Raw genomic sequence first — 21,883 nt, 5'->3', positions numbered from 1 at the left:
CAGAACGGAATCACCATGGAAATCACGAATCACGCCGTTATGCCGGGCGAAACCCTGGACCAGATCGCCTCGCGCTACAACAGCACCGTGGCGCAACTTCGCCAGCTCAACCCCTTCATTACCAATCCTGACAATGTCAAAGTCGGTTGGAATTTGAGCGTACCGAAAAGCACGCAAGCCTCTTCGGCTGCGCCTGCTGCTCAGTCTTCCGCTACGCCTCAACCCCCTGCGCAGGCAACCCCCGAAGCTGCTACTCAGTGCTCTGCCCAGGACATGGTTGAACTCGATCCCGTCAAAGACGCTCCAGATCAGAATTCAAAGACTTTCAAACCGCACGCGCCTCCGTGCTCTAAAAAGTTTGCCAGCGCGATTTATGCGACCGAGGAGCAAGAGTTCTGGCTGCTCCCTGAACGTGCAAAGTCCGCCATCAAGGAGTCGATGTTCGCGCTGGAGAAAATGATTGCACCCAACAAACCCCGTGATGAGCGCCTGAACGGGCTGCAAGAATCGGGTTTGCTTGAATACTTCCTTGAGCCCAAGTTGAGCAACTTCCTCACCGGCGCCCAACGTGCTCGTATGGAACAGTTTGAAGCGATGGGAGATGAGATAAATATCGATCCCGCCACCGCTAAAAAGAGGCAAAACGAAGCTAATCGAAACAAACCGGCACCGGCTCCTGCACAGTCCACGCAAGAGGACACCGCGCAATCTCGCATCGACCGTCTAACGGCAGACTTGGCTAATCAACAAGGCATCCACAAAGAGCTTGTCGACTTTCAAAAGCAGACGGCGGAGTGGCGCGCGCTAAAAAAAGAAGCGGTAGCGGCTGCGAAGCTGGAAGGCTACACCTACGAAAGCGGCTCGCTGTACTCCAAAGAGTCGATTGAAGCCCGCGCACGTGTGCAAACTTATCTAGAAGCTCGCAAGAAACTCCTAAGCAATAAGGATTTCAAGCAGGTTCCATTGGAAGACGTCGCGAAGGCTTTGGCTGAAAAGAAAAAAAGTTACGACAATATCTGCAGCGGCATGAATGACTGTACTGCCGATCTCGTCGGATACGCTTACACGTTATACAAAAACTCTGACGCACTGGATTACTACGCTTACACCGAATCCATTATCAGGGCGTCCGAGTACGGCATCGCACTTCCGGAATTCGCTCTGATCAGCGATGGCCTTCCATCTGGCATTGAGCAATTCAAGCGGTATCTGGACACCGAGAAGAAGCAGTCCGAAGTAACCGCACAGCTTCAGGAAAAGTACAAACGCTGGATCGAAGCCACCGGCCAAAACGCCCAGGCGCCGGCGGGTTTGGTTGATGTCGAGCGTGCCGAATGGGACAGCCTACAGAAAATCATGGACGACCTGCAAACCACTGCTCAGAACAATGTGAAGGCCTCGAAAATAGGACGTCACTTGATTTGGGATGCAGAGGCGTTTCAGCCAAAGCCAGTCGACCGGATGGTAAAACCCGGCTTCCCGCTGCGTGAAGTCAGTCTTTCTGATGCCAAGGGCACGCCTTTGGGCTGGTTCAGCATGACGAACCTGAAAGACGCAAAAAAGATCATGGCCGCGGATTCTAAAAAAGCTGTCAGCGCAATAAAGAAACCTTTTCAAAGCCTACCCACGGATGCTACCGAAGGCTCCGATAAAAACAGTGAAATCAACTCCTTCCGCCAATGGCTTTTGGATCAGGGCGCCATCAAGTTCAGTGATCAGGTTGGCGACTGTTTCGATGAAAAAGGTTGGTTCAAAGCAAACGACTTTTATGCTCATCTGAAAAAGGAAGGCTATGAGGTTACTGAACTTGAGGACAATGCAGCCCTGACGAACTGGGGCAAGCACCTTCAGCAACTGGTATTCAAGAAAAGTGTTCGCGGCAAAGTAAGACTCTTCGATAACAGCCCTCAGGCTCAATTCGTCCGCTGCCTGACACCTCCACAACCCAGTATTCATGGTGAAGTGAAGCTCGAAGGCCCGAAAATGTCCGCCGCCGAGGGCTTCCAGATATCTGGCGAGATGGGATTGAGCCTGGACTTGGCCCGCGGCGAAGTGCAGTTGATGAAAGTCGATATGCCTGCCAAAGAAAGCGCTACCGACATAACGCTGGATTACTCCCTGGACGGGGTACCTCAGAAAATGAGCTTTGGCCGGTTCTCCTTTCACTTTGGAGTAAAGGCCTGGGGCTACGCAGGAGCATCCCTGCTGTTGGCAGGCACCGTCGAATTGAGCCCGATATTCGGTAACGTCAAGTACGGAGCGTCACTGAGCCCTGTAAAACGCGCACAGCGTGAAGATGCTTCCGCAAAAGAAGAACGCGCCGATCACGAAGCCGCCAAGAAAGCCAAGACAGACAGCGGTGACGACAGCCCTACTCCCGACCTTGAACACAAGTCGAAATCCGCTACCTATACCGATTCCAAAAGTACAGATCAGCTGCGGGGCGGACGTTTCGCCAAAGTGCAAATCGAAAACGGCGCAAAAGCAAACTTCAATGTATTTGGAGGTTTGCAAGCCGCCATCGAACTCACCGGAGCACTGAACTGGGCACCACCAAAAGAACTCGTCGCACTGCGCACCGCCCCAACGATGGGCATAGGCAGCGACAAGAATGCGAAGAAAGCGAATCCATGGTTAACCCTCGCCAAACTGAGCGGGTCTGTGGGTGTTGCGTTAGGCGCAGGCTTTCAGGGGACTGCGCAGATTTCGTTGGATAAAGGACGGTTTATTCTCAATTTGAAAGCGGCTGTGGTACTTGGCCCTGGTGCCAATGGTAGTTTCAAGTTTGAAGTTGGTTACGAGGCAGTAGTTGACCTTATCAATTTGTATCGCAAAGAACTTCATAAAACTAAAGGCGGTAAAGTTGAGTGGATGGAACCCGAGGCGAGTGAGTATGCATCTGCACTTAATGCACTGGGTGCTGCCGGATTGAATGTTGCGATGGCGTATATGTTGCGTTGGGATGTCGTGATGAACCTGTATCAAGCTTTGACCCGTAGTGGCAAAGGAGGCCCAATTGCAGATGCAATCGTGGAGTTCGGCAACCAAGATGAGCTCGAGGAGTGGTGTGTTAATGCAATCCCTGGAGCATTAGGGCCATTATTTAGAACATTAATCAGCGCTCCTGAGGCATTCTCTATAAACAGTACAGGCGCAAAACGTACGTACGAGCAGCGAGCAGCCCATGCACTCCAGCAAAAAGCAATTGAGCGAATCCTAGGATGGATCGTTAAGAATGCGCAGAAAAACAATACATTAGACAAGGCGCAAAGCCAATTTGAAATAGCTTGCATGTCGATGAATGAGTTCGGCACAAAAACTTCGGATTCAGAACAGGACTATTGCAGAAATAAATCTGCTCTAGATAGCTTTATGGCTGAAGGCGTTCAAAGATTACTAGACAAACAAAGTAACAGTGCTCGGGAGCGCTACAAAAATCACGTCAAATTACTTGGTGCAAATCGAGCGGATTATTGCAAAAAATATTTTATTCCCATCCCGGACTACTCCCCAAGCGGAGCGACGCCACTTTTGAAAAACTACTGACGAGTCCTGCAGAAAAATGAATACATCTAAAACAATTAGATCGCTAATTATTGTAACTTTTGTAGCTTCTGCAATCTTTAACGCAGGAAAATATGCATCTGCGTCAGAGACTGAAAAAAATGGCGCCCTAAAAAACGGAATAATCTTATATAACCAGTTAAAAATCGACGCGGCTATACCCCACCTAGAGAAAGAAGCCGAAAACGGCGATATAGATGCGCAATATTATTTAGGGGAGGCACTTCGAAAGCGAAATCGGCATATGACTACCGGAGCGCAGCGATGGTACGAAACCGCTGCAAAAAATGGCTCAATATTTGCGATGATTCAGTTAGGGCGGCAAAACGATGATATTTGCCAAAAAATGAGCAATTGCCCTCCTAGTGAGAAATCAAGCGCCGAATGGTTAAGCCAAGCTACAGAACTAGCAAAAAAAGAAGCAAGCAAAGGCGACCCCGAGTCGCTGTATTTAATGTATGAAATAACTTTTGATCGTACTTGGTTAGAAAAATCCGCTACCGCAGGTTACGCACTTGCACAATACTGGATGGCGGTTGGCGATCGCCAAGGCGAAGGGGTTTTCCTTGTTCCTGGACGTCGAGAAGAAGCCGTAAGCAAATGGTTGAAAGCAGCCTCTGAGGGTGGTAATCCGAAAGCAATGATGGATTACATTGAGATCCTCTACAAGAAAGGTGATCTTGAGGGTGTCCGCCACTGGCTTCAGGCTGCCGCTGAAACAGGCGACCAAAACGCCATTGGTAGTTACGGCTCTTACATTGCACACACCCCCGACCAAGTTGGTTATCCTTTGGACCTAGTAAAGGGATATGCATTAATTTCACTATTAAAAGAGCTGGATGGCGGCGGTGCAATTCAAGATTTCGTTCAAGATACGCTCGAAGAGATCGGTAGCAAAATGACTCCTGAACAGATCAAAAACTCAGAAGCGGTGGCGAAAGAATGGAAAGATACTCATCCACCACTTTCCTTCTTTCCCGAAAAACTCGGCAGATGAAACAGGGCATATATATTCGGCGAACCCTACTGATCTCCCATTCGTCCGAGCACCAATGAGTCCACTGGAAAAATGCGGCAAAAACAATGCTAGAGTATTCATCCACCGCTTATCTTTTCTCCAGACGAACAGGTTAAGTGATAGCTATTAGTTAGAAGATCCGAATAAACTCTTAGGGACTCCATCCCGTTAGTTTTTATTCTAGCGCACCCCGAACTCAATAAAGTAGTTACCCCTTAATGCTGATCTGGAAAAACAGTAATGGAACTAATGTACATTGCGCCAATTCTGTTAGCGATTACGACTACCCAGTCACTCGCTCTCACAGACGAACAAACTCAGGCAAAAATCAAAGGCATCGAACTCTATAATCAATACAAGGCAATTTCCGCAATTGCTTTCCTGAAATTCGCAGCCGATGGCGGTGACGACAACGCTCTTTACTACTTAGGAGAGTCAATAAGGAAACACAACCGTCACATGACTCGCGAGGCGCAAAAAGCCTACGAAGAGTCTGCAAAAAAAGGCAATATCTATTAGATGATTCGACTTGGAGGAGTCGATGAAGACTTGTGCGTAACCATGAAAAATTGTGCTCCTGCTCAGCAATCGCCCGAGGAGTGGATAAATAAAGCTAAAGAGCTTGCAACTGAACAGGCATCCCAGGGTAACGCTGAGTCGATGTACCTGTTCTGGGAAATAACAGGTAATGATGATTGGCTAGAGAAATCTGCAGAAAGTGGGTTCGCTTTGGCGCAGTTTCGTTTAGCCACTAAGTATCAAGAAGGCGAGGGAGTATTCCTTCTGCCGTCTCGAAGGTCAGATGCAATTGAAAAGTGGATGAAAGCATCTGCAGAAAATGGCTATCCTCCAGCCATGATGGGGTTTGCAGCAGCCAGAATGAAAAAAAACGATTTATCGTCTTTCAGAATCTGGAATGAAAAAGCTGCTGCTTCTAGCTATGTATCAGGAGTTTTTGGCTATGCGTCTTACATCGGCGAAGCCGTGCCAAAATACGGATTCTTGTCAGACCCAGTAAAATCATATGCATTGCTAACAAACCTGTTAGAGCTTGATGGCGGTGGAAATGTCATAAACAATGTAAAGGACGTACTACCAGAAGTTGAAAAAAACATATCAAAAGAGCAGATAGTAAATGCAAAGAAGCTCGCAAATACATGGAAGGCCGACCACCCACCGCTCTCATTTTTTCCTGACAAGCTAGGCTATTAACTACAGCGCGAGTATTTAGTTTAATTTTAGCAATGGTAATTTCAAACTATACTGGAATCAGTTCGGCGACTTCACAAATGACTCCTGAACAGATCGAAAGCTCAATAGCCGTGGCGAAACAATGGAAAGATACTCATCCGCCGCTTTCTTTCCAGAGAAACTAGGCAAGTAAAAACCGGAATGTAATCTTCACCTTTTGGACTTTAACACTTGATAGACATTGCTGCGGACGCACGTCGAAAACGAACATGGCGACGGAGACAAATAGCGTTGAGTGTACTGGCGTTGCTGCTCTACTACGCCACCCCCAAGATCCTCGCCCTACTCCGTACGCCCGGCGCCATGCTGACTTCGGAAAATTACACAGATCGTCCAATTTTCAGTTTCTGGATAAATGATTTTTGGGGTGGAAATCTCGCTGCAATGGGGAGTGGTGGAGTGACCTGCTGCCAAAGAGTTGAGGGAAAAACGGTTCGTGCTTCGTGGATCGTAAGCCTGACAGAAGATCAGTTCGACAAAGGAATGAGGCAAGAAGAGCATGAAGCGGTGTTACCTCTACCTCAACAAAAACGCACCGATCGTTATCTGCATGTGCGCTTCCTACCCGGAAATATTGTCGAGCTGAAATGGAGTCCAACTCTGGACAGCCCATTTGAACCTGAACTCGATGAAAGTGGCCTATGATTTAGCGTTTTTACAGTCGGTGAGAAACACACATTCTAGGCGCAAAACCAGAATGTAATCTTCAGCCTTTGGACTTTATGCATTTGATAGACATTGCTGCGGACGCACGCCGAAAGCGAACATGGCGACGGAGACAAATAGCGCTGAGTGTACTGGCGTTGCTGCTTTGCTACGCCACCCCCAAGATCCTCGCCCTACTCCGTACGCCCGGCGCCATGCTGACGTCTGCAAACTACACGGACCGCCCAATTTTCAGTTTCTGGATAAATGATTTTGGGGGCGGGAACTTGGCTGCAATGGGCGGAGGCGGGACCATGTGCTGCCAACGTATCGAGGGGGAAACCATTCGCGTCTCTTGGATACTCAGTCGGACAGGCGAACAGTTAAGGCAAGGCGTAAAGAAAGAAAACCATGAGGTCACTTTGCCGTGACCTCGCCGAGAACGCGGAGATCAATTTCTGCATGTTCGGTTTTTGCCGGGAAACATTGTCGAGCTGAAATGGGCCCCTGACTTGATCAGCCCGTTTGATCCTTTTCCTATCAAAGAGCCTGACCTTTAACTCATCGAAAAGATACGAGCGTAAGCACGGGCAGAAAGCGCTTCCGCCCGTGAATGCTAGAGCGTGCAACCAGCCTTTATACCGGCGCCTTCCAATTCAACATCTGCTGCTGCGCAACCTGCAGCAAATCATTGCCGTCCTGAATCAGCAGGTACAACGCATGCGTAATGTGCGGAATGTCTTGAACATCCGCGTGTTTGAAGCAGAGGCAATGCAGGGTTTCGAGGAGGTCGGCCGAGGCGCGGACGCGCTGGACGGCGGCTTCGAGGATGTCTTTGGGGTTGGCTTCGGTGTCGATGAGCAGCGTTGGGCTTTCGGTAACGTTGCTGTTGAGGGCGAGGTAGCGGTTTTGCAGCGGTTTAATTATTGGCATATGTGGTTACTCAGACTGGGGCGATAGTAACCGCCAGCACCGTGACCAAACAGTGGGAGGCGGACTGTATGCAGGCTTGGTCAACCGAGAACAACCCCAAACTCAGCTCGCCCGAAGGCGTCCTGCACACAGCCGCCACAGCAATGCACCGCGAGGACATAGATGTCCGCAGCGCAAATGATGGCACATCTGCAATGGGGGAAGTTATCAGGTGACCAAACCCGAATCGCTGATTTTGCAGCGACACCGAACCATACCCGCCCCACTCCAGCCGCCGAAAGCAGACAAGGCATCTGTCCTTGTAGGAATCCGCACTCCCTCCCGCGGAAATCGCCCCGCTCCCTGACAGCCGGCATTCAACTCGGTTAACCATCGCTTAACGCCGTGGTCAAAAACTCTACTGAACCGCACGCCCTCAGCCCTTCGCTGACGCCCAGTGCGGCAGGTTCGGCTACATTGCGCCGAACTCTCATCCGTCGTACGGGAGTCGCACCATGAACATTCGCACGTTACTGCTCACCACCGCCCTCGCCTCTACCGCGTTCGCCGGGCTGGCCCAGGCCAATGACACGTCCACCTCGTCCAACGCCGTTCCCTATCATTACGGTATGCCGCTGCATGTGGCGAAAGTGGTGTCGCTCACCGAGCCGCCAACGATGGATTGCAAGGTGATCACTGCCAACATGAAGTACATCAATAACAACGGGCAGCCTCAGGAAATAAGCTACCGGAAATTGTCTGACGCGTGCAGTTATCAGAACTGACAGAAAAGTCTGATTTGTGCCATTGCGGTAGGTTTGGCGGGCTCGCGGGGTTATGCTCGGGGCCCGCCTCACTGCCGCAAGGATTCGCCATGCAGTTGTCGTTTCGCACGTTGTCGAGCTTCACGTCTTTGTTGTGTTTTCTACTGGCGATCGTCTGGGGATTTTTGCCGGATATGTTGTTGGCCATCTGGAGCATCGAGTCTTCCGGGGTCGCAGGTTTTGTTGCGCGGCGCAGTGCGGTGTTGTTCGCGGCGTTGGGAGTGATGTTTTATCTGGCGCGCAAGGCACCGCCGTCGCTTGGGCGTAATGCGCTGAGCAACGGGTTTATCGTTGGGTGTTTTGGTTTGGCAGTGCTGGGTTTTGCTGAATGGCTGAACGGCCACGCCGGCCCCGGGATTCTGCTCGCGGTGCTGGTCGAGTTCGCGCTGGGCCTTGGATTTTTGCAGGCCCGGCGCGTGACGGTCGAACTGGGCGAAACGGTGCGTTAAATGGCTCTGGATCGTGGGCTGTAATGTTGCGGCAATGCTTTTCGCGCAAGTTCCGAACGCAGCCCGGCGATCAGGTCATTGATTTCACGACAGCCATTGAGGTGACTGGCATCGATGTCACTAACGAACAGATCGACCTGATCGGTCTTGTGATCGCCGAAAACCTTGACGGTCATCGACAAGTCCGGCGACAGCGTGCATTGGCAACGTTTAGGCAGAAAGCTGCTTTCAATGATGTTGCGTAGTTCCAAGGCAGAAAGAAACATGGTGAAGCTCTCCTTATAACTGAGACTGCCAATCAACTCTTCACGTTGACCGTTTTTGCTGCCCCTGCACGGGTGTGTCCCCGCTGATTCCTTGGGTGTAGCAAACGGTGGTACGGCGAAATGCCTCTTGGAGTGTAGGCGCCCGAAGCCGGTGCGCTGCACCAGACAGACGCATAAAGCATGCCTCTCATCGGATCGTTTTGACCCTCGTGAAATCAAGCACTTGCCGACAGGGCCAGCATTAAGCCAGTTGCAAATTGCATGAATCGCCCATTGAGGCACTGCAAATTGCATGTCGGCGGCGGTTTGCATTCAGCGCCGGTGACGGTAAGAATGGCGCTCAACCACACTACACCTGCAAGGAGGCTTTTATGGGTTCTTTCCCAGCTTACGCGACCGTCGGCCTGATAATCGCCAGCCTGTCCAGCCTCGCCCACGCGGCCAAACTGGAAGACGTCGCGCCGTATCCCAAGGCGGAGAGCGGTTTCACCCGTCAGGTCATTCATTTGCCAAAGCAGGACAAGGAAGAGAATTTCCAGGTCGAGATTCTCGCGGGCAAAACCCTTGAAGTGGACTGCAATCTTCAACGCCTCGGCGGGATGCTGGACGAGAAGAACCTCGAAGGCTGGGGTTACCCGTTCTACCGACTGGAAACAGTGATCGGCCCGATGAGCACAATGATGGCCTGCCCACCCGGCTCGCAGAAAAAACGGGCATTCGTGCCTGTCGTCGGCGACGGCTTCATGCTGCGCTACAACAGCAAGCTGCCAGTGGTGGTCTACGCGCCGACGGGCGTCGAAGTGCGTTATCGCATCTGGTCCGCCTCGGACAAAGTCGGCACTGCCCTTCAGGAATAACATGAGCAAGGAGCGTCATCGGTGATTACCTGCCACGTCAGATACGTGATCGACCCTTATCAATTGACCGAGTTTGAGGCGTATGCCAAGGCCTGGCTCGGCATTGTCGAGCGACTGGGCGGCACCCATCACGGCTACTTTTTGCCGTCCGAGGGTGCGAGCAATATCGCCTACTGCCTGTTCAGTTTTCCGTCGCTGGCGGATTACGAAAGCTACCGGCATATCGCGATGACCGACCCGGAGAGCACCGCGCTGGTGGAATCACTGGTCGAGAAGAAATTCATCATCAGCTACGAGCGCAGCTTCCTGCGCCCGTTGCTGCCCTGATCGCCATCACGCCGGGGCGCCGCATGCAGCGGCGCGCTCGGCTACATGGCGCAGGCTGTCGAAGTTGATGTTGGCGCCCGAGTCGATTGCCACGAAGGTCTGCTCGCGCACACCACTTCTCGCTACGTATTGCTTGATCCCCGCCACCGCCAACGCGCCGGAAGGTTCGGTGATCGAGCGGGTATCGTCGTAAATGTTCTTGATCGCCGCGCAGAGTTCGTCGTTGCTGACGGTAATGACTTCATCTACGCAAAATCGACACACTTCAAACCCGTACTCGCCGATCTGCGCCACGGCCACGCCGTCGGCGAAGGTGCCGACGCTGGGTAAAACAACCCGTTGCCCCGCGTGCAGCGCAGCTTTCAGGCACGCCGAGTGCTCTGACTCGACACCGATGATGCGCACTTCCGGGCGAAGGTATTTGACGTAAGCCGCTATGCCGGCGATCAAACCGCCCCCGCCTACCGGGATGAAAATCGCGTCCAATGCGCCTTGGTGCTGACGAAGGATTTCCATCGCAACCGTACCTTGACCGGCGATGACGTCCGGGTCATCGAAGGGTGAAACGAAGGTGCGGCCTGACTGCTCGGACATTTGCAGCGCATGGGCCAGGGCAAAAGGGAAGCTCTCGCCGTGCAGGAGCGCTTCAGCACCGCGACTTCGCACGCCCAGTACTTTGAGTTCGGGCGTAGTCGATGGCATGACGATGGTCGCCGCAATGCCCAGTTCACGCGCTGCCAATGCCACACCTTGCGCATGATTGCCGGCCGATGCGGTGATCACGCCACGTGCCTTCTGCTCGTCGCTCAGTTGCACCAACTTGTTGTAGGCACCGCGGATCTTGAAGGAGAACGTGGGTTGCAGGTCTTCGCGCTTGAGCAGGATGCGATTGCCGAGCGCTTCGGACAATGCCGGCGCGGCCTGCAATGGCGTGCGCACAGCAATGTCATACACCGGCGCGGCAAGGATCTTTTTTACGTAGTGCTCAAGCAGGGCTTGCTGGTCGTTCATCATCGTCTCCTGACTCACCCCACCCTGTAGGAACTGCCGAAGGCTGCGATCTTTTGATCTTGTCTTTGATTCTATAAACCAAAGTCAAAAGCTCGCAGCGTGCCGCAGCTCCTACAGGGGTCGGTGTTCGTGGTTAAAACCCGGGAGACAGAAAGTGAAAACCCGCCTCTAGGGCGGGTTGGGTGCTGCAGTCGTGAGCTAGCCCGCCAAATGAGGAATGGCGGTAATAATGCTTGGCTGGCAGCGCAACACAGTGGAAGTCATGGCCTGAAAATTAGCCCGAGCGCTGCTGGCAAGTCAATGGCCAATTTCAGGCGCAAACGATAGGCTGGCGGTTCTGCTCATCACTTCAAGGAATGAACGCATGATGTCTATCGCCCTGCCCCTCACCGCATTGCTCGCATTTACCGGCTACACCGTTTCGGTGATGCTCCAGGCCGAGCAGTCGTTGATCGATTTCGGCATCAGCCTGATGTCGCGGCCAGATACCGCGCAGGTGGTGATTGATCTGTATCTGCTGGCGACGCTGGCCGGGGTCTGGATGGTCAGGGATGCCCGCTCGCGTGGGCAGACGGTTTGGTCGGTGGTGCCTTATTTGTTGCTGACAGCGGTTTTTGTGTCGATCGGGCCATTGTTGTATCTGGTGGTTCGTGGGGTTCGGGAGCGCCTTAAGGTTGTAGATACGCCTCAGTTGAGCTGATCGCGATTTTTCGGTGCTGGTGAATCAGCCTTCGCGAGCAAGCTCGCTCCCACAGGGTTCCGCGTTATATCCATTTTTTAATGTGACCCCTGTAGGGGTGGGCGGTAAAGCTTTGGATCAACGGTGAACGCTCACGAGCAAAGCGCTTGAATTTAACGCCACCCTGAACAGTCACTGTCTATGTAATGAATAAAATGTCGCTCTGTGCTTTTTCAAACACAGACATGTCCCTTCGTGGAGCCTTGCCCATGACTATCCGATCCGTTATGTTCGCCGCCCCGTGGCTACTGGCCGCCGCCCTGTCCAGCCCAATGCTCATGGCCAGTGGCGATGAAAAGAACCCCGTGCAGAAACCCGAGTGTCCAAAAGGCCAGGTCTGGGACAGCAAGACCCAGAAATGCGTGCTGCTTACCAGCGGTGCCCACGCACTGACATCGATTCATCAAGCACCTGAACACCCATAAACGGAGTCCATCATCAGCGATCAGGCATTCAGAGCAGAGCTGGCTCAGCAGCTCGCACGACTGTGGCGCTACGGTCTGCTGCTGTCGCGCAATCGGCATGTGGCCGAGGACCTCGTGCAGACAACGTGTGTGCGTGCGCTGGAGCGTTCTGCGCAATACGTCGCGGGGACGCGCATGGATCTCTGGTTGCTGAGCATTGTGCATTCGATCTGGCTCAATGAAGTACGCGCTCGCCGCGTGCCTCAGGGTGGTGGACAGGCCGATGGGCAACTAACGCCCGACGGCGAATACGTGGCGCAAACACACGTCATGGCGGCGCAGGTGATCCGCCGCGTCGGTGCGCTGCCCGAAACCCAGCGCGAAACGGTGTATCTGGCCTATGTCGAGGGCCTGTCGTATCGCGAGGTCGCCGAGATCCTGCAAGTACCGATCGCTACGGTGATGAGTCGTCTGGCCACCGCGCGCCTGAAACTCGCCGAATACCCGCCGCTGCAAGCGGTCCCAAAAACCACCGAAGGGGATCGCTAATGAACACACCTTCGGATGAGCAACTGGTGGCGTATCTGGACGGCGAAATCGCCGAGGATTATCGCCGCCAACTCGACGCGGCCATCGCCGATGATCCGCTGCTGAACCTGCGCGTGCAGTGGCTGAATCGCAGCAGCCTGCCGTACAGAAACGCTTACGATGAACTGGCGCAACAGGCACCGCTCGATCGCCTGCAAGCGCGACTGGATGCCATCCCTTCGCCAGAAGCCCCGAGACTGAGTCGGCGCTGGTTTATCGGTGCTGCCGCCGCAACACTGGTGGCCGGCGGCGTACTCGCCGACCGCTTGTTTCTCGGCTGGCAGGCGCGGCAAACGCATGAGTGGCGAGGCTTGATCGGCGACTATATGGCGCTGTATGGGCCGCATACCCTCGACTACTTGCCTGCTGACCAAGCCACACAACGTGCGCAGTTGCGCACGGTCGATGCGCGAATGGGCCTGAATCTTTCGCCTGCCGTGTTGAAACTGCCGGGCGCCGAATTCAAACGCGCACAGATGCTTGAATATGACGGCGTGCCGATTGCGCAGATCGTTTATCTGGATGCCAGGCACGGGCCATTGGCGCTGTGCGTCACCCGCTCGAACAGCGGCAGCCGGCCGCTGGAGCATGAAAGTCGGCATGGTATGAATGTGGTGTATTGGACCGAGCGCGAGCATGCCTGGATGCTGATCGGCCATGACGCCCCGCCAGCACTGGCAGACAAGGCAAAATTGTTGAAAAGCCGCATAAGTGCATGACCCAGACTGCTCTATGCTGAGCGAGTGATTTTCCGAGGATGATTCACCGATGCCCATTTCGTCTCGTGCTGCTTTACTGGTGATCGACGTTCAGAACGACTTCATTCCCGGCGGCCAATTGCCGGTGCCTGAAGGCGATCATATTGTGCCGCTGATCAACCGCCTCGCCCGCCAGTTCAAACAGGTCGTTATTGCCCAGGACTGGCATCCAATCGGTCATGCGTCTTTCGCGTCCAGTCACCCCGGCCACCCACCTTACGATGTCATCCAGTTGCCTTACGGCGAGCAAACCCTGTGGCCCGAGCATTGTGTGCAAGCCACACCCGGCGCCGAGCTCCACCCGGAACTCGACCTGCCCCACGCCCAATTGATCATTCGCAAGGGCTGCAATCCTGACATCGACAGTTATTCGGCGTTTCTGGAGGCAGACCGTCGCACGACCACAGGGCTGTCCGGTTATCTGAAAGAGCGCGGCATAGACACGGTTTACATGGTCGGCCTGGCGCTGGATTTCTGCGTTATGTACTCGGCGCTGGACGCTCGGGCGGCGGGGTTCAATGCGTTTGTCGTGCTGGATGCTTGCCGGGCGATCGACATGAATGGATCGCTGGCGGCCGCGATTGACAGGATGCAGGGCGCTGGCGTTGGATTGATTCAATCGACCGAGCTGATCTGAACAACGCAGCACCCATTAGGAGTGAGCCTGCTCGCGATGGCGGTGTATCAACAACTTACGAGTTGACTGACACGACGCATTCGCGAGCAGGCTCGCTCCCACAGGGATATCTCCCGACGTGTGAGTTTCAGGCGGCTGTTGGTAACCACAAACGGAATCGCGCCCCACCCAATGGCGAAGACTCGACCGTCAACGTCCCGCCTTGAGCTTCCAGGGCCCTGCGACTAATTGCCAGTCCCAACCCAAACCCGCCCGTGGCACGATCCCGGCTGCGATCCAGTCGATAGAACGGCTCGAAAATCCGTTCGCGCTCATCGTCGGGAATACCGATGCCGTCGTCATCCACCCAGATCTCGCAACCCTCGGCGTTAACCTGTACGCCGATCTGAATGCGTTTCTCGCAGTAGCGCATGGCATTGCGCACCAGGTTCTGAATCGCTCGGGCGGTCAACCGCGGGTCGAGCGAAAAACGTTCGAGCTGACCGTGCAACAGCACGTCGATGACGATTTCCGGCGACTCCAGCTCTTCATCGACGCTGCCCAGGATGCTGTCGATGAACTCATCGAGCGAGACTTCGACCTGTTCCGGTGAATGCGCCGGATTTTGCAAACGACTGTAAGACAGCAATTCCAGCACCAACTCATCCAGCTCACGAATGTGCGCGACCAACCCCTGCAAGCGTTCGCGGCTAGCCGCTGGCAGGTCGTCGGAGAGTGCCAGTGCCAAGCCGAAATCCAGGCGCGTCAACGGCGTACGCAATTCGTGGGACACCGCATTGAGGAGGTCACGCTGCTGATTAAGCAGGTTCTCGATGTCGCCGGCCATGGTGTCGAACACCACCGCCAGGCTGCCGATGTTAGAGCTTGGAGCGATTTTCGTGCGCTCGCTCAAATGGCCCTTGCCGAAACGTTCGGCGGTGCCTTTGAGGCGTTCGAGATCGCGCCAGTGCGGGCGCAGCCACATCAACAGACACGCAAGCAGCGTCGCGCCGATCAATACGTTAATGCTCCAGTACAACAGATCGACGTCCATCGGATCCGGCGGCACGATCATTTGCACCGCCATGCTGTCGTCCAGCGGTGCTACCGCGAGGGTGCGCCAGCCCCAGTCACCAATGCGCACCACGTTCTCGCCGCGCCGCAGCCGTTCACGCTCAATGTCGGTAAATTCAGCGTCATCGATACGCGCCAGCACGATGTGCAACGGCTGGAAGTCCTTGTCCATCGACGCCGCCAGCGCCGGCCATTGATCTTGCGGCACCGCCCGGAACTGCTTGGCGATCAGCGATTGCAGACCACGGGAATAATCCAGGTTGTAGGTGACGAAGCGATCCCGGAAGGCCATGACCACCAGGTCTGGCACCAGATAGATGGCGGCGCTGTACGACACAATCGTCACCAGATACAGACGGAACAGGATGCGGAACATCAGCTCAGCATTCCCACTCGGAACGGCTGAACAGATAACCCTTGCCCCACACGGTCTTGATCTTGCGCGCCTCACCGGCGTTGTCGTCGAACTTGCGCCGCAACTTGGAAATCGCCACATCCACCGAGCGGTCGGTGCCGTTGAACTCTATGCCGCGCAGGCGTTGCAGAATCTGGTCGCGGCTGAGCACTTCGCCAGCGTGTCGGGCCAGCACCACCAGCAAGTTGTATTCACCGCTGGACAGTTCCACCGGCTGATCGCGCCAGGTCACGGTGCGTTCGGACAAGTCGATACACAGATTGCCCATGATGATGCGGTCGTTGGCCGTCAACGGCTCCCCGAGACTGCTGCGCCTTAACAGGGTCCGCACCCGCGCCAGCAATACACGCGGTTCGCAAGGTTTGGTGACGTAGTCGTCGGCGCCCATTTCCAGGCCGAGCACCTGGTCGTGGCTGTCATCACGGGCAGTGAGCATCAGGATCGGCAGCGTCGCCGAATCGGCTCGCAGCAGACGGCAGACTTGCAGCCCGTCGAGCCCCGGCAGCATCAGATCAAGGATAACCAGATCCGGTGGACTGACCCGCGCCCGTTCACGCACATGGTCGCCCCGACCAATGACGCTGACGGAATAACCATTGCGTTCCAGGTAGCTGGAAATCAGTTCGGCGAGGGCGGTGTCGTCTTCGACCAGGAGGATGTTGGGCATGGGTGATCCAGGAAAGTGCTGTGGCGACCGAGCAACCGCATTCGCGAGCAGGCTCGCTCCCACAAGTGAATGCAGTCCAAGTGTGGGAGCGAGCCTGCTCGCGAATGCTTTATATGTCGCAATAAATTTCAATGGCTTAAGGATATACGCCCTCACCCGTCCCTGAGTAAAACCCTTACACAATTTCACACAGCGCCTACAAAGCTTCACCGCTACTCTCGCCAACTGCCCGTAGGATGCGGACATCAATATTGGGGGTGGTAAATGTCGAACAAACTGCTGGCCGGGCTCGGCCTGATCGCCGTGGCGCTGACGCTGAGCGCCTGTGACTCTTCTTCGAAGGCCGAAGAGCAGGCACCGCCAGCAACCGTGCGCATCGAAACCATCGAAGCGCGCCCACTGTCGATCAGCAGCGAACTCAGCGGCCGGATCGCTGCACCGCGAATTGCCGAAGTCCGTGCCCGTGTGCCCGGCGTCGTACTGCAACGTAACTTTCGCGAAGGCAGCGACGTGAAGAAAGGCGATGTGCTGTTCCGCATCGACCCGGCGCCGTTCAAGGCTGACCTGGACAGCGCCGAAGCGGCGTTGCGCAAGGCCGAGGCCAATGCGTTTCAGGCGAGGCTGCAGGAACAACGCTACGCCCAGTTGATCGACGACAAAGCCATCAGCGCTCAGGATTATGACAACGCCCGCGCCAATACCCGGCAAACGGCCGCTGACGTCGCCGGCAACAAGGCTGCGGTGGAACGGGCCAGATTGAACCTGGGTTACGCCACCGTCACCGCGCCGATTTCCGGTCGTATCGGCCGCGCGCTGGTCACCGAAGGCGCGCTGGTCGGGCAGAACGAAACCACGCCACTGGCGCTGATTCAGCAACTCAATCCGATCTACGCCGACCTGACCCAGTCGACCCGCGAGCTCAACGAACTGCGCCGGGCATTCCGCTCCGGACAATTGCAGGAAGTCGGTCAGGATCAGGTCAAAGCGACCCTGATTCAGGATGACGGCAGCCTGTATCCGTTGCCGGGCAAACTACTGTTCAGCGACATCACCGTCGACCCGGGCACCGGCCAGATCATTTTGCGCAGCGAGTTCCCCAATCCCGATCTCGACCTCCTGCCCGGAAGCTTCATTCGCGTGCGCCTGCAACAGGCGACTATCCAGAACGGCATCACCGTGCCGCAACGCGCCGTGCAACGTGACAGCGCCGGGATCGCGCAAGTGTTGACCGTCGATGAGCAAATGCGTGTAGCCGAGCAAACGGTGCAACTGGGCGCCGTGCAAAACAATCGCTGGATCGTCACCGGTGGCCTCAAGCCGGGCGATCGCATCGTTATTGAAGGCCTGCAGCACGCCCGCCCCGGCGACAAGGTGCAGATTGACGACACCCCTCTTCCACTTGCCCAGACCTCTGGTCAGTAAGCAGGACGCTTTTATATGCCGCAGTTCTTTATCGATCGCCCCGTATTTGCCTGGGTGGTCGCCTTGTTCATTCTGTTGGCCGGTGCCCTGGCCATCCCGCAATTGCCGGTGGCGCAATACCCCGACGTCGCGCCGCCACAGATCGAAATCTACGCCGTGTACCCCGGCGCCTCGGCGCAAACCGTCGATGAAAGCGTGGTCAGTCTGATCGAGGAGGAGCTGAACGGCGCGGATCACCTGCTTTACTTCGAATCGCAAAGCAGCCTGGGCAGCGCCACGATCAAAGCGACTTTCCAGCCGGGCACCAACCCGGAACTGGCGCAGGTCGATGTGCAAAACCGCCTGAAAGTGGTCGAGTCGCGCTTGCCGCAAGCCGTGAACCAGCAGGGTTTGCAGGTGGAGAAAGTCTCCTCGGGTTTCCTCTTGCTGATCAGCCTGACGTCCAATGACGGCAAGCTCGATGACGTTGCGCTCAGTGACTATCTGGCGCGCAACGTGATGAACGAAATCAAGCGTCTGGACGGCGTCGGCAAGGCTCAGTTGTACGGTGCCGAGCGGGCCATGCGTATCTGGATCGACCCGCAGAAACTCATCGGTTTCAACCTGACCCCGGCTGACGTCAACGCCGCCATTGTGGCGCAGAACGCTCAGGTGTCGGCGGGCAGCATCGGTGACTTGCCCGGCCCGTCAACGCAGGAAATCACTGCAACAATTTTGGTCAAAGGCCAGTTGTCGACGCCGCAGGAGTTCGCCGACATCGTGCTCAAGGCCAACCCGGACGGTTCCACCGTGCGTATCGCTGATGTGGCGCGGGTCGAGATCGGCAGTCAGGACTATCAGTTCGGCACACGCCTCAACGGCAAGCCGTCTACCGCTGTCGGCGTGCAATTGTCGCCGGGCGCCAACGCGCTGAGCACGGCAACGCTGGTGCGGGCGAAGATGGATGAGCTGGCGCGCTACTTCCCGGCCGGCGTGGAATACAAGATCCCGTACGACACTTCGCCCTTCGTCAAAGTCTCGATCACCAAAGTGATCTACACCCTCGGCGAGGCAATGCTGCTGGTGTTTGCGGTGATGTTCCTGTTTTTGCAAAACGTGCGCTACACGCTGATCCCGACACTGGTGGTGCCGGTGGCGCTGATGGGCACGTTTGCAACCATGCTGGCGCTGGGCTTCTCGATCAACGTGCTGACCATGTTCGGCATGGTGTTGGCCATTGGCATTCTGGTGGACGACGCCATCGTCGTGGTGGAAAACGTCGAACGGATCATGGCCACCGAGGGTCTGTCGCCCAAGGAGGCTACGCGCAAAGCGATGACGCAGATCACCGGGGCGATCATCGGCATCACTCTGGTGCTGGTGGCGGTATTCATCCCGATGGCGTTCATGCAGGGTTCGGTCGGGGTGATCTATCAGCAGTTTTCGCTGTCGATGGCGACGTCCATTCTGTTCTCCGCATTCCTCGCCCTGACCTTGACGCCAGCGCTGTGCGCGACACTGCTCAAGCCAATCGCCAAGGGCGAGCAACACGAGAAGTCCGGATTCTTCGGTTGGTTCAACCGCCGCTTCGAGCAACTGACCGAGCGTTATCAGGGCTGGGTCGGTTATGCGCTGAAACGCACCGGGCGATACCTGCTGATCTATGGCGTGTTGTTGGTGGGCCTGGGGATTTGCTTCATGCGTCTGCCCTCCTCGTTCCTGCCGGTCGAGGATCAGGGTTACACCATTACCGATATCCAACTGCCGCCCGGCGCAACCAAGAACCGCACGGTGCAAGTGGCCGAGCAGCTAGAAGCGCATAACGCCGGTGAGCCTGGGATCAGCGACAGCGTGGTGATTCTCGGTTTCAGCTTCTCCGGTAGCGGACAGAACGCGGCATTGGCGTTCTCGACACTCAAGGATTGGTCGCAGCGCGACAGCGAAGATTCGGCCAGTTCGATTGCCGACCGCGCCAACATCGCCCTGAGCCAGATCAAGGACGCCATGGCGTTCTCGGTTCTGCCGCCGCCCGTGGACGGTCTCGGCACGTCCAGCGGTTTCGAGTTCCGTTTGCAGGATCGCGGAGGCCTCGGTCATGCAACGTTAATGCAAGCGCGCACGGAACTGCTGGCAGCCGCGGAGGAAAGTCCGGTCCTGATGAATGTGCGTGAAAGCGCACTGGCCGAGGCGCCGCAAGTGCAACTCGAAGTGGATCGCAAGCAAGCCAATGCCTTGGGGGTGTCGTTCGCCGACATCGGCAACGTGCTATCCACCGCCGTGGGCTCTGCCTATATCAATGATTTCCCCAATCAGGGACGTATGCAGCGCGTGGTGGTGCAGGCTGAAGGCGATCAACGCAGCCAGGTCGATGATCTGCTGAAAATGCACGTGCGCAACAATGCCGGAAAAATGGTTCCGCTGTCGGCATTCGTCCAGGCCAACTGGATTCAAGGGCCGGCGCAACTGACCCGCTATAACGGTTATCCGGCGATTGCGATCTCCGGCGAACCGTCACCCGGCCACAGCACCGGCGAAGCCATGGCCGAGATTGAACGCCTTGTCGCGCAGGGGCCGAAGGGTCTGGGACAAGAATGGACCGGCCTGTCGTTGCAAGAGCGCTTGTCCGGCAGTCAGGCGCCGATTCTGCTCGGCCTGTCGCTGCTGATCGTGTTCCTGTGTCTGGCGGCGCTGTATGAGAGCTGGTCGATTCCGACCTCGGTGTTGCTGGTGGTGCCGTTGGGGGTACTCGGTGCGGTGCTGGCAGTGACGTTGCGCGGAATGCCCAACGACGTGTTCTTCAAGGTCGGGTTGATCACCATCATCGGTCTGTCGGCGAAGAACGCGATCCTGATCATCGAGTTTGCCAAGAGCCTGTACGACGAAGGTCACGACCTGATCGACGCAACATTGCAAGCCGCGCGCCTGCGCCTGCGTCCGATCGTGATGACGTCGCTGGCGTTTATCCTCGGCGTGGTGCCCTTGGCGATTGCCACCGGCGCCAGTTCGGCGAGCCAGCAAGCGATCGGTACAGGGGTGATCGGCGGGATGATCACCGCAACGTTGGCAGTGATCTTCGTTCCAGTGTTCTTCGTCGTGGTCATGAAACTGGTAAAAAGATTCAGCAAACGTTCCTGACACGGTGGGAGCTGGCTTGCCAGCGATGGCGGCACTACGGACAAATGGATGTTGCCTGTCCTGACGCTATCGCTGACAAGCCAGCTCCCACAGGTTCTTTCTTAAGCCCCTCCGTGTCGCCAAAGCGGCCAGCGCTGGGCTAAGGTGTCTACACCACCTTGGCCCATTGAGTCCCCATGCGCTTGCTCGCCCGCACCCACCCTCGCCTTTCCGCAGCCGCCCTGCTCGGCCTCGCCGTCGGTCTGCTTTCGCCCGTCGACTCCATCGTCAGCAAAATCCTCTACGGCTGGAACGCCGGCGTATGGACTTACCTGATCCTGATGCTCTGGCTGACCGCGCGCTCCAAGGCCCCAGACGTGAGGCGCATTGCTGAAGTCGAAGATGAAAATGCCGGCCTGGTGTTGTTCGTGGTGTGCATCGCCGCGTTGGCGAGTCTCGCCACCATTACCTTCGAACTGGCCGGCAGCAAGGATCTGGACACCACTCACAAACTGATGCACTACGGCTTCACCGCCGTGACGGTGATTGGTTCGTGGCTGCTGATCGGGGTGATTTTCTCTGTGCACTATGCACGCCTGTTTTACACCTGGGACGGCAAGGAACCCGCGCTGCGTTTCGCCGAAGGGCTGACCACGCCCAACTACTGGGACTTCTTGTACTTCTCCTTCACCATCGGCGTCGCAGTGCAAACTGCCGACGTCGGCGTGGCGACGCGTGACATTCGCAAAATCGTCCTTGCACAGTCGTTGATCGGTTTCGTGTTCAACACGGCAATTCTCGGATTCTCCATCAATATCGCCGCTGGCTTATTCGGCTGACGGGTACAAGGGCGGCCTGATTTACAACGCCGCCCGTCAGGACCAGACGACTATCTGACGATCCTTCACTTGACGGACGATTGGATTCTGTTGTCTCCTGAAACCGGTTTCAGCGCTACACCAGCGACTGAACCTGATAAATCC

The 21,883-nt window shown here is 55.8% G+C and carries 21 protein-coding genes and 1 pseudogene; 17 read left to right on the top strand and 5 right to left on the bottom strand.

What is annotated here, in order from left to right; genetic code table 11:
• Window positions 1-15: 15 nt before the first annotated feature.
• The 5 genes from AB4P91_RS18035 (at window position 16) to AB4P91_RS18015 (ending at window position 6,478) form a co-directional block, all read left to right on the top strand.
• Window positions 16-3,546 (top strand): LysM domain-containing protein, encoded by a 3,531-nt coding sequence (locus AB4P91_RS18035; RefSeq protein ID WP_224795314.1) that lies wholly within the window; start codon window positions 16-18, stop codon window positions 3,544-3,546.
• Between the two features lie 16 nt (window positions 3,547-3,562).
• On the top strand, window positions 3,563-4,561 hold the full coding sequence (locus AB4P91_RS18030; protein ID WP_224795315.1) for a tetratricopeptide repeat protein: 999 nt from the start codon (window positions 3,563-3,565) through the stop codon (window positions 4,559-4,561).
• 261 nt (window positions 4,562-4,822) lie between these two features.
• On the top strand, window positions 4,823-5,101 hold the full coding sequence (locus AB4P91_RS18025) for a hypothetical protein (protein WP_150591956.1): 279 nt from the start codon (window positions 4,823-4,825) through the stop codon (window positions 5,099-5,101).
• The gene (locus AB4P91_RS18020; RefSeq protein WP_150591957.1) at window positions 5,102-5,794 is read left to right on the top strand and encodes a tetratricopeptide repeat protein; all 693 of its coding nucleotides are present in this window, start codon (window positions 5,102-5,104) and stop codon (window positions 5,792-5,794) included.
• Window positions 5,795-6,064: 270 nt separating this feature from the next.
• Complete coding sequence (locus tag AB4P91_RS18015) at window positions 6,065-6,478, top strand: DUF3304 domain-containing protein (protein WP_224795316.1); 414 nt, start codon at window positions 6,065-6,067, stop codon at window positions 6,476-6,478.
• A gap of 636 nt (window positions 6,479-7,114) precedes the next feature.
• Here AB4P91_RS18015 and AB4P91_RS18010 read toward each other — a convergent pair.
• A complete protein-coding gene (locus AB4P91_RS18010) occupies window positions 7,115-7,411 on the bottom strand; it encodes a hypothetical protein (protein ID WP_150591958.1) in 297 nt (98 codons plus the stop codon).
• Between the two features lie 494 nt (window positions 7,412-7,905).
• On the opposite strand from AB4P91_RS18010, the gene AB4P91_RS18005 reads away from it, so the two are divergent.
• On the top strand, window positions 7,906-8,175 hold the full coding sequence (locus AB4P91_RS18005; protein WP_150591959.1) for a DUF2790 domain-containing protein: 270 nt from the start codon (window positions 7,906-7,908) through the stop codon (window positions 8,173-8,175).
• 89 nt (window positions 8,176-8,264) lie between these two features.
• The gene (locus AB4P91_RS18000; protein ID WP_042559310.1) at window positions 8,265-8,663 is read left to right on the top strand and encodes a hypothetical protein; all 399 of its coding nucleotides are present in this window, start codon (window positions 8,265-8,267) and stop codon (window positions 8,661-8,663) included.
• On the opposite strand, the gene AB4P91_RS17995 is transcribed toward AB4P91_RS18000, so the two are convergent.
• On the bottom strand, window positions 8,660-8,929 hold the full coding sequence (locus AB4P91_RS17995) for a DUF1652 domain-containing protein (RefSeq protein WP_150592572.1): 270 nt from the start codon (window positions 8,927-8,929) through the stop codon (window positions 8,660-8,662). The two genes, AB4P91_RS18000 and AB4P91_RS17995, sit on opposite strands and share 4 nt — an antisense overlap.
• Window positions 8,930-9,300: 371 nt before the next feature.
• Here AB4P91_RS17995 and eco point away from each other — a divergent pair, with 371 nt between their 5' ends.
• Window positions 9,301-9,786, top strand: coding sequence for a serine protease inhibitor ecotin (gene eco, locus AB4P91_RS17990; RefSeq protein ID WP_395603346.1), 486 nt, complete (start codon window positions 9,301-9,303; stop codon window positions 9,784-9,786).
• Between the two features lie 21 nt (window positions 9,787-9,807).
• Complete coding sequence (locus tag AB4P91_RS17985) at window positions 9,808-10,113, top strand: NIPSNAP family protein (protein ID WP_150591961.1); 306 nt, start codon at window positions 9,808-9,810, stop codon at window positions 10,111-10,113.
• 30 nt (window positions 10,114-10,143) lie between these two features.
• On the opposite strand, the pseudogene ilvA reads toward AB4P91_RS17985, so the two are convergent.
• Window positions 10,144-11,127, bottom strand: a pseudogene (gene ilvA, locus AB4P91_RS17980) (threonine ammonia-lyase, biosynthetic); the annotation flags it as partial.
• Window positions 11,128-11,488: 361 nt separating this feature from the next.
• On the opposite strand from ilvA, the gene AB4P91_RS17975 reads away from it, so the two are divergent.
• From AB4P91_RS17975 to pncA, 5 genes are all read left to right on the top strand, one after another.
• Complete coding sequence (locus AB4P91_RS17975) at window positions 11,489-11,824, top strand: DUF2834 domain-containing protein (RefSeq protein ID WP_150591963.1); 336 nt, start codon at window positions 11,489-11,491, stop codon at window positions 11,822-11,824.
• 248 nt (window positions 11,825-12,072) lie between these two features.
• On the top strand, window positions 12,073-12,288 hold the full coding sequence (locus tag AB4P91_RS17970; protein ID WP_224787105.1) for a hypothetical protein: 216 nt from the start codon (window positions 12,073-12,075) through the stop codon (window positions 12,286-12,288).
• Window positions 12,289-12,366: 78 nt separating this feature from the next.
• A complete protein-coding gene (locus AB4P91_RS17965; protein WP_395604975.1) occupies window positions 12,367-12,816 on the top strand; it encodes a sigma-70 family RNA polymerase sigma factor in 450 nt (149 codons plus the stop codon).
• Window positions 12,816-13,574, top strand: a complete 759-nt coding sequence (locus tag AB4P91_RS17960; RefSeq protein WP_395603345.1) for an anti-sigma factor family protein — start codon at window positions 12,816-12,818, stop codon at window positions 13,572-13,574. Before AB4P91_RS17965 ends, AB4P91_RS17960 begins: the two co-directional genes overlap by 1 nt.
• A gap of 49 nt (window positions 13,575-13,623) precedes the next feature.
• A complete protein-coding gene (gene pncA, locus AB4P91_RS17955; RefSeq protein ID WP_150591966.1) occupies window positions 13,624-14,250 on the top strand; it encodes a bifunctional nicotinamidase/pyrazinamidase in 627 nt (208 codons plus the stop codon).
• A 127-nt stretch (window positions 14,251-14,377) separates the two neighbouring features.
• On the opposite strand, the gene AB4P91_RS17950 is transcribed toward pncA, so the two are convergent.
• Both AB4P91_RS17950 and AB4P91_RS17945 read right to left on the bottom strand, forming a co-directional pair.
• Complete coding sequence (locus tag AB4P91_RS17950) at window positions 14,378-15,679, bottom strand: ATP-binding protein (protein WP_150687234.1); 1,302 nt, start codon at window positions 15,677-15,679, stop codon at window positions 14,378-14,380.
• Window positions 15,680-15,683: 4 nt separating this feature from the next.
• The gene (locus tag AB4P91_RS17945) at window positions 15,684-16,385 is read right to left on the bottom strand and encodes a response regulator transcription factor (RefSeq protein ID WP_150591968.1); all 702 of its coding nucleotides are present in this window, start codon (window positions 16,383-16,385) and stop codon (window positions 15,684-15,686) included.
• A gap of 264 nt (window positions 16,386-16,649) precedes the next feature.
• Here AB4P91_RS17945 and AB4P91_RS17940 point away from each other — a divergent pair, with 264 nt between their 5' ends.
• The 3 genes from AB4P91_RS17940 (at window position 16,650) to AB4P91_RS17930 (ending at window position 21,739) form a co-directional block, all read left to right on the top strand.
• Window positions 16,650-17,807, top strand: a complete 1,158-nt coding sequence (locus AB4P91_RS17940; RefSeq protein ID WP_395603344.1) for an efflux RND transporter periplasmic adaptor subunit — start codon at window positions 16,650-16,652, stop codon at window positions 17,805-17,807.
• Window positions 17,808-17,822: 15 nt separating this feature from the next.
• A complete protein-coding gene (locus AB4P91_RS17935) occupies window positions 17,823-20,921 on the top strand; it encodes a multidrug efflux RND transporter permease subunit (RefSeq protein WP_395603343.1) in 3,099 nt (1,032 codons plus the stop codon).
• A 176-nt stretch (window positions 20,922-21,097) separates the two neighbouring features.
• Window positions 21,098-21,739 carry a DUF1345 domain-containing protein gene (locus tag AB4P91_RS17930; protein ID WP_150591971.1) on the top strand — a complete coding sequence of 214 codons (642 nt, stop codon included), beginning with the start codon at window positions 21,098-21,100 and terminating at the stop codon, window positions 21,737-21,739.
• The last annotated feature ends 144 nt before the right edge of the window (window positions 21,740-21,883 follow it).

It is taken from the genome of Pseudomonas sp. B21128, from assembly GCF_044218865.1.
In the GTDB taxonomy this organism is placed as follows: domain Bacteria; phylum Pseudomonadota; class Gammaproteobacteria; order Pseudomonadales; family Pseudomonadaceae; genus Aquipseudomonas; species Aquipseudomonas iridis.
This window is presented reverse-complemented; position numbering and strand designations above follow the sequence as displayed.

Bases quoted from the DNA above. Each gene is read 5' to 3' on its own strand.
- AB4P91_RS18035 (WP_224795314.1), top strand. From the start codon at position 16: ATGGAAATCACGAATCACGCCGTTATGCCGGGCGAAACCCTGGACCAG.
- AB4P91_RS18030 (WP_224795315.1), top strand. From the start codon at position 3,563: ATGAATACATCTAAAACAATTAGATCGCTAATTATTGTAACTTTTGTA.
- AB4P91_RS18025 (WP_150591956.1), top strand. From the start codon at position 4,823: ATGGAACTAATGTACATTGCGCCAATTCTGTTAGCGATTACGACTACC.
- AB4P91_RS18020 (WP_150591957.1), top strand. From the start codon at position 5,102: ATGATTCGACTTGGAGGAGTCGATGAAGACTTGTGCGTAACCATGAAA.
- AB4P91_RS18010 (WP_150591958.1), bottom strand. From the start codon at position 7,411: ATGCCAATAATTAAACCGCTGCAAAACCGCTACCTCGCCCTCAACAGC.
- AB4P91_RS18005 (WP_150591959.1), top strand. From the start codon at position 7,906: ATGAACATTCGCACGTTACTGCTCACCACCGCCCTCGCCTCTACCGCG.
- AB4P91_RS18000 (WP_042559310.1), top strand. From the start codon at position 8,265: ATGCAGTTGTCGTTTCGCACGTTGTCGAGCTTCACGTCTTTGTTGTGT.
- AB4P91_RS17995 (WP_150592572.1), bottom strand. From the start codon at position 8,929: ATGTTTCTTTCTGCCTTGGAACTACGCAACATCATTGAAAGCAGCTTT.
- eco (WP_395603346.1), top strand. From the start codon at position 9,301: ATGGGTTCTTTCCCAGCTTACGCGACCGTCGGCCTGATAATCGCCAGC.
- AB4P91_RS17975 (WP_150591963.1), top strand. From the start codon at position 11,489: ATGATGTCTATCGCCCTGCCCCTCACCGCATTGCTCGCATTTACCGGC.
- AB4P91_RS17970 (WP_224787105.1), top strand. From the start codon at position 12,073: ATGACTATCCGATCCGTTATGTTCGCCGCCCCGTGGCTACTGGCCGCC.
- AB4P91_RS17960 (WP_395603345.1), top strand. From the start codon at position 12,816: ATGAACACACCTTCGGATGAGCAACTGGTGGCGTATCTGGACGGCGAA.
- pncA (WP_150591966.1), top strand. From the start codon at position 13,624: ATGCCCATTTCGTCTCGTGCTGCTTTACTGGTGATCGACGTTCAGAAC.
- AB4P91_RS17950 (WP_150687234.1), bottom strand. From the start codon at position 15,679: ATGTTCCGCATCCTGTTCCGTCTGTATCTGGTGACGATTGTGTCGTAC.
- AB4P91_RS17945 (WP_150591968.1), bottom strand. From the start codon at position 16,385: ATGCCCAACATCCTCCTGGTCGAAGACGACACCGCCCTCGCCGAACTG.
- AB4P91_RS17940 (WP_395603344.1), top strand. From the start codon at position 16,650: ATGTCGAACAAACTGCTGGCCGGGCTCGGCCTGATCGCCGTGGCGCTG.
- AB4P91_RS17935 (WP_395603343.1), top strand. From the start codon at position 17,823: ATGCCGCAGTTCTTTATCGATCGCCCCGTATTTGCCTGGGTGGTCGCC.
- AB4P91_RS17930 (WP_150591971.1), top strand. From the start codon at position 21,098: ATGCGCTTGCTCGCCCGCACCCACCCTCGCCTTTCCGCAGCCGCCCTG.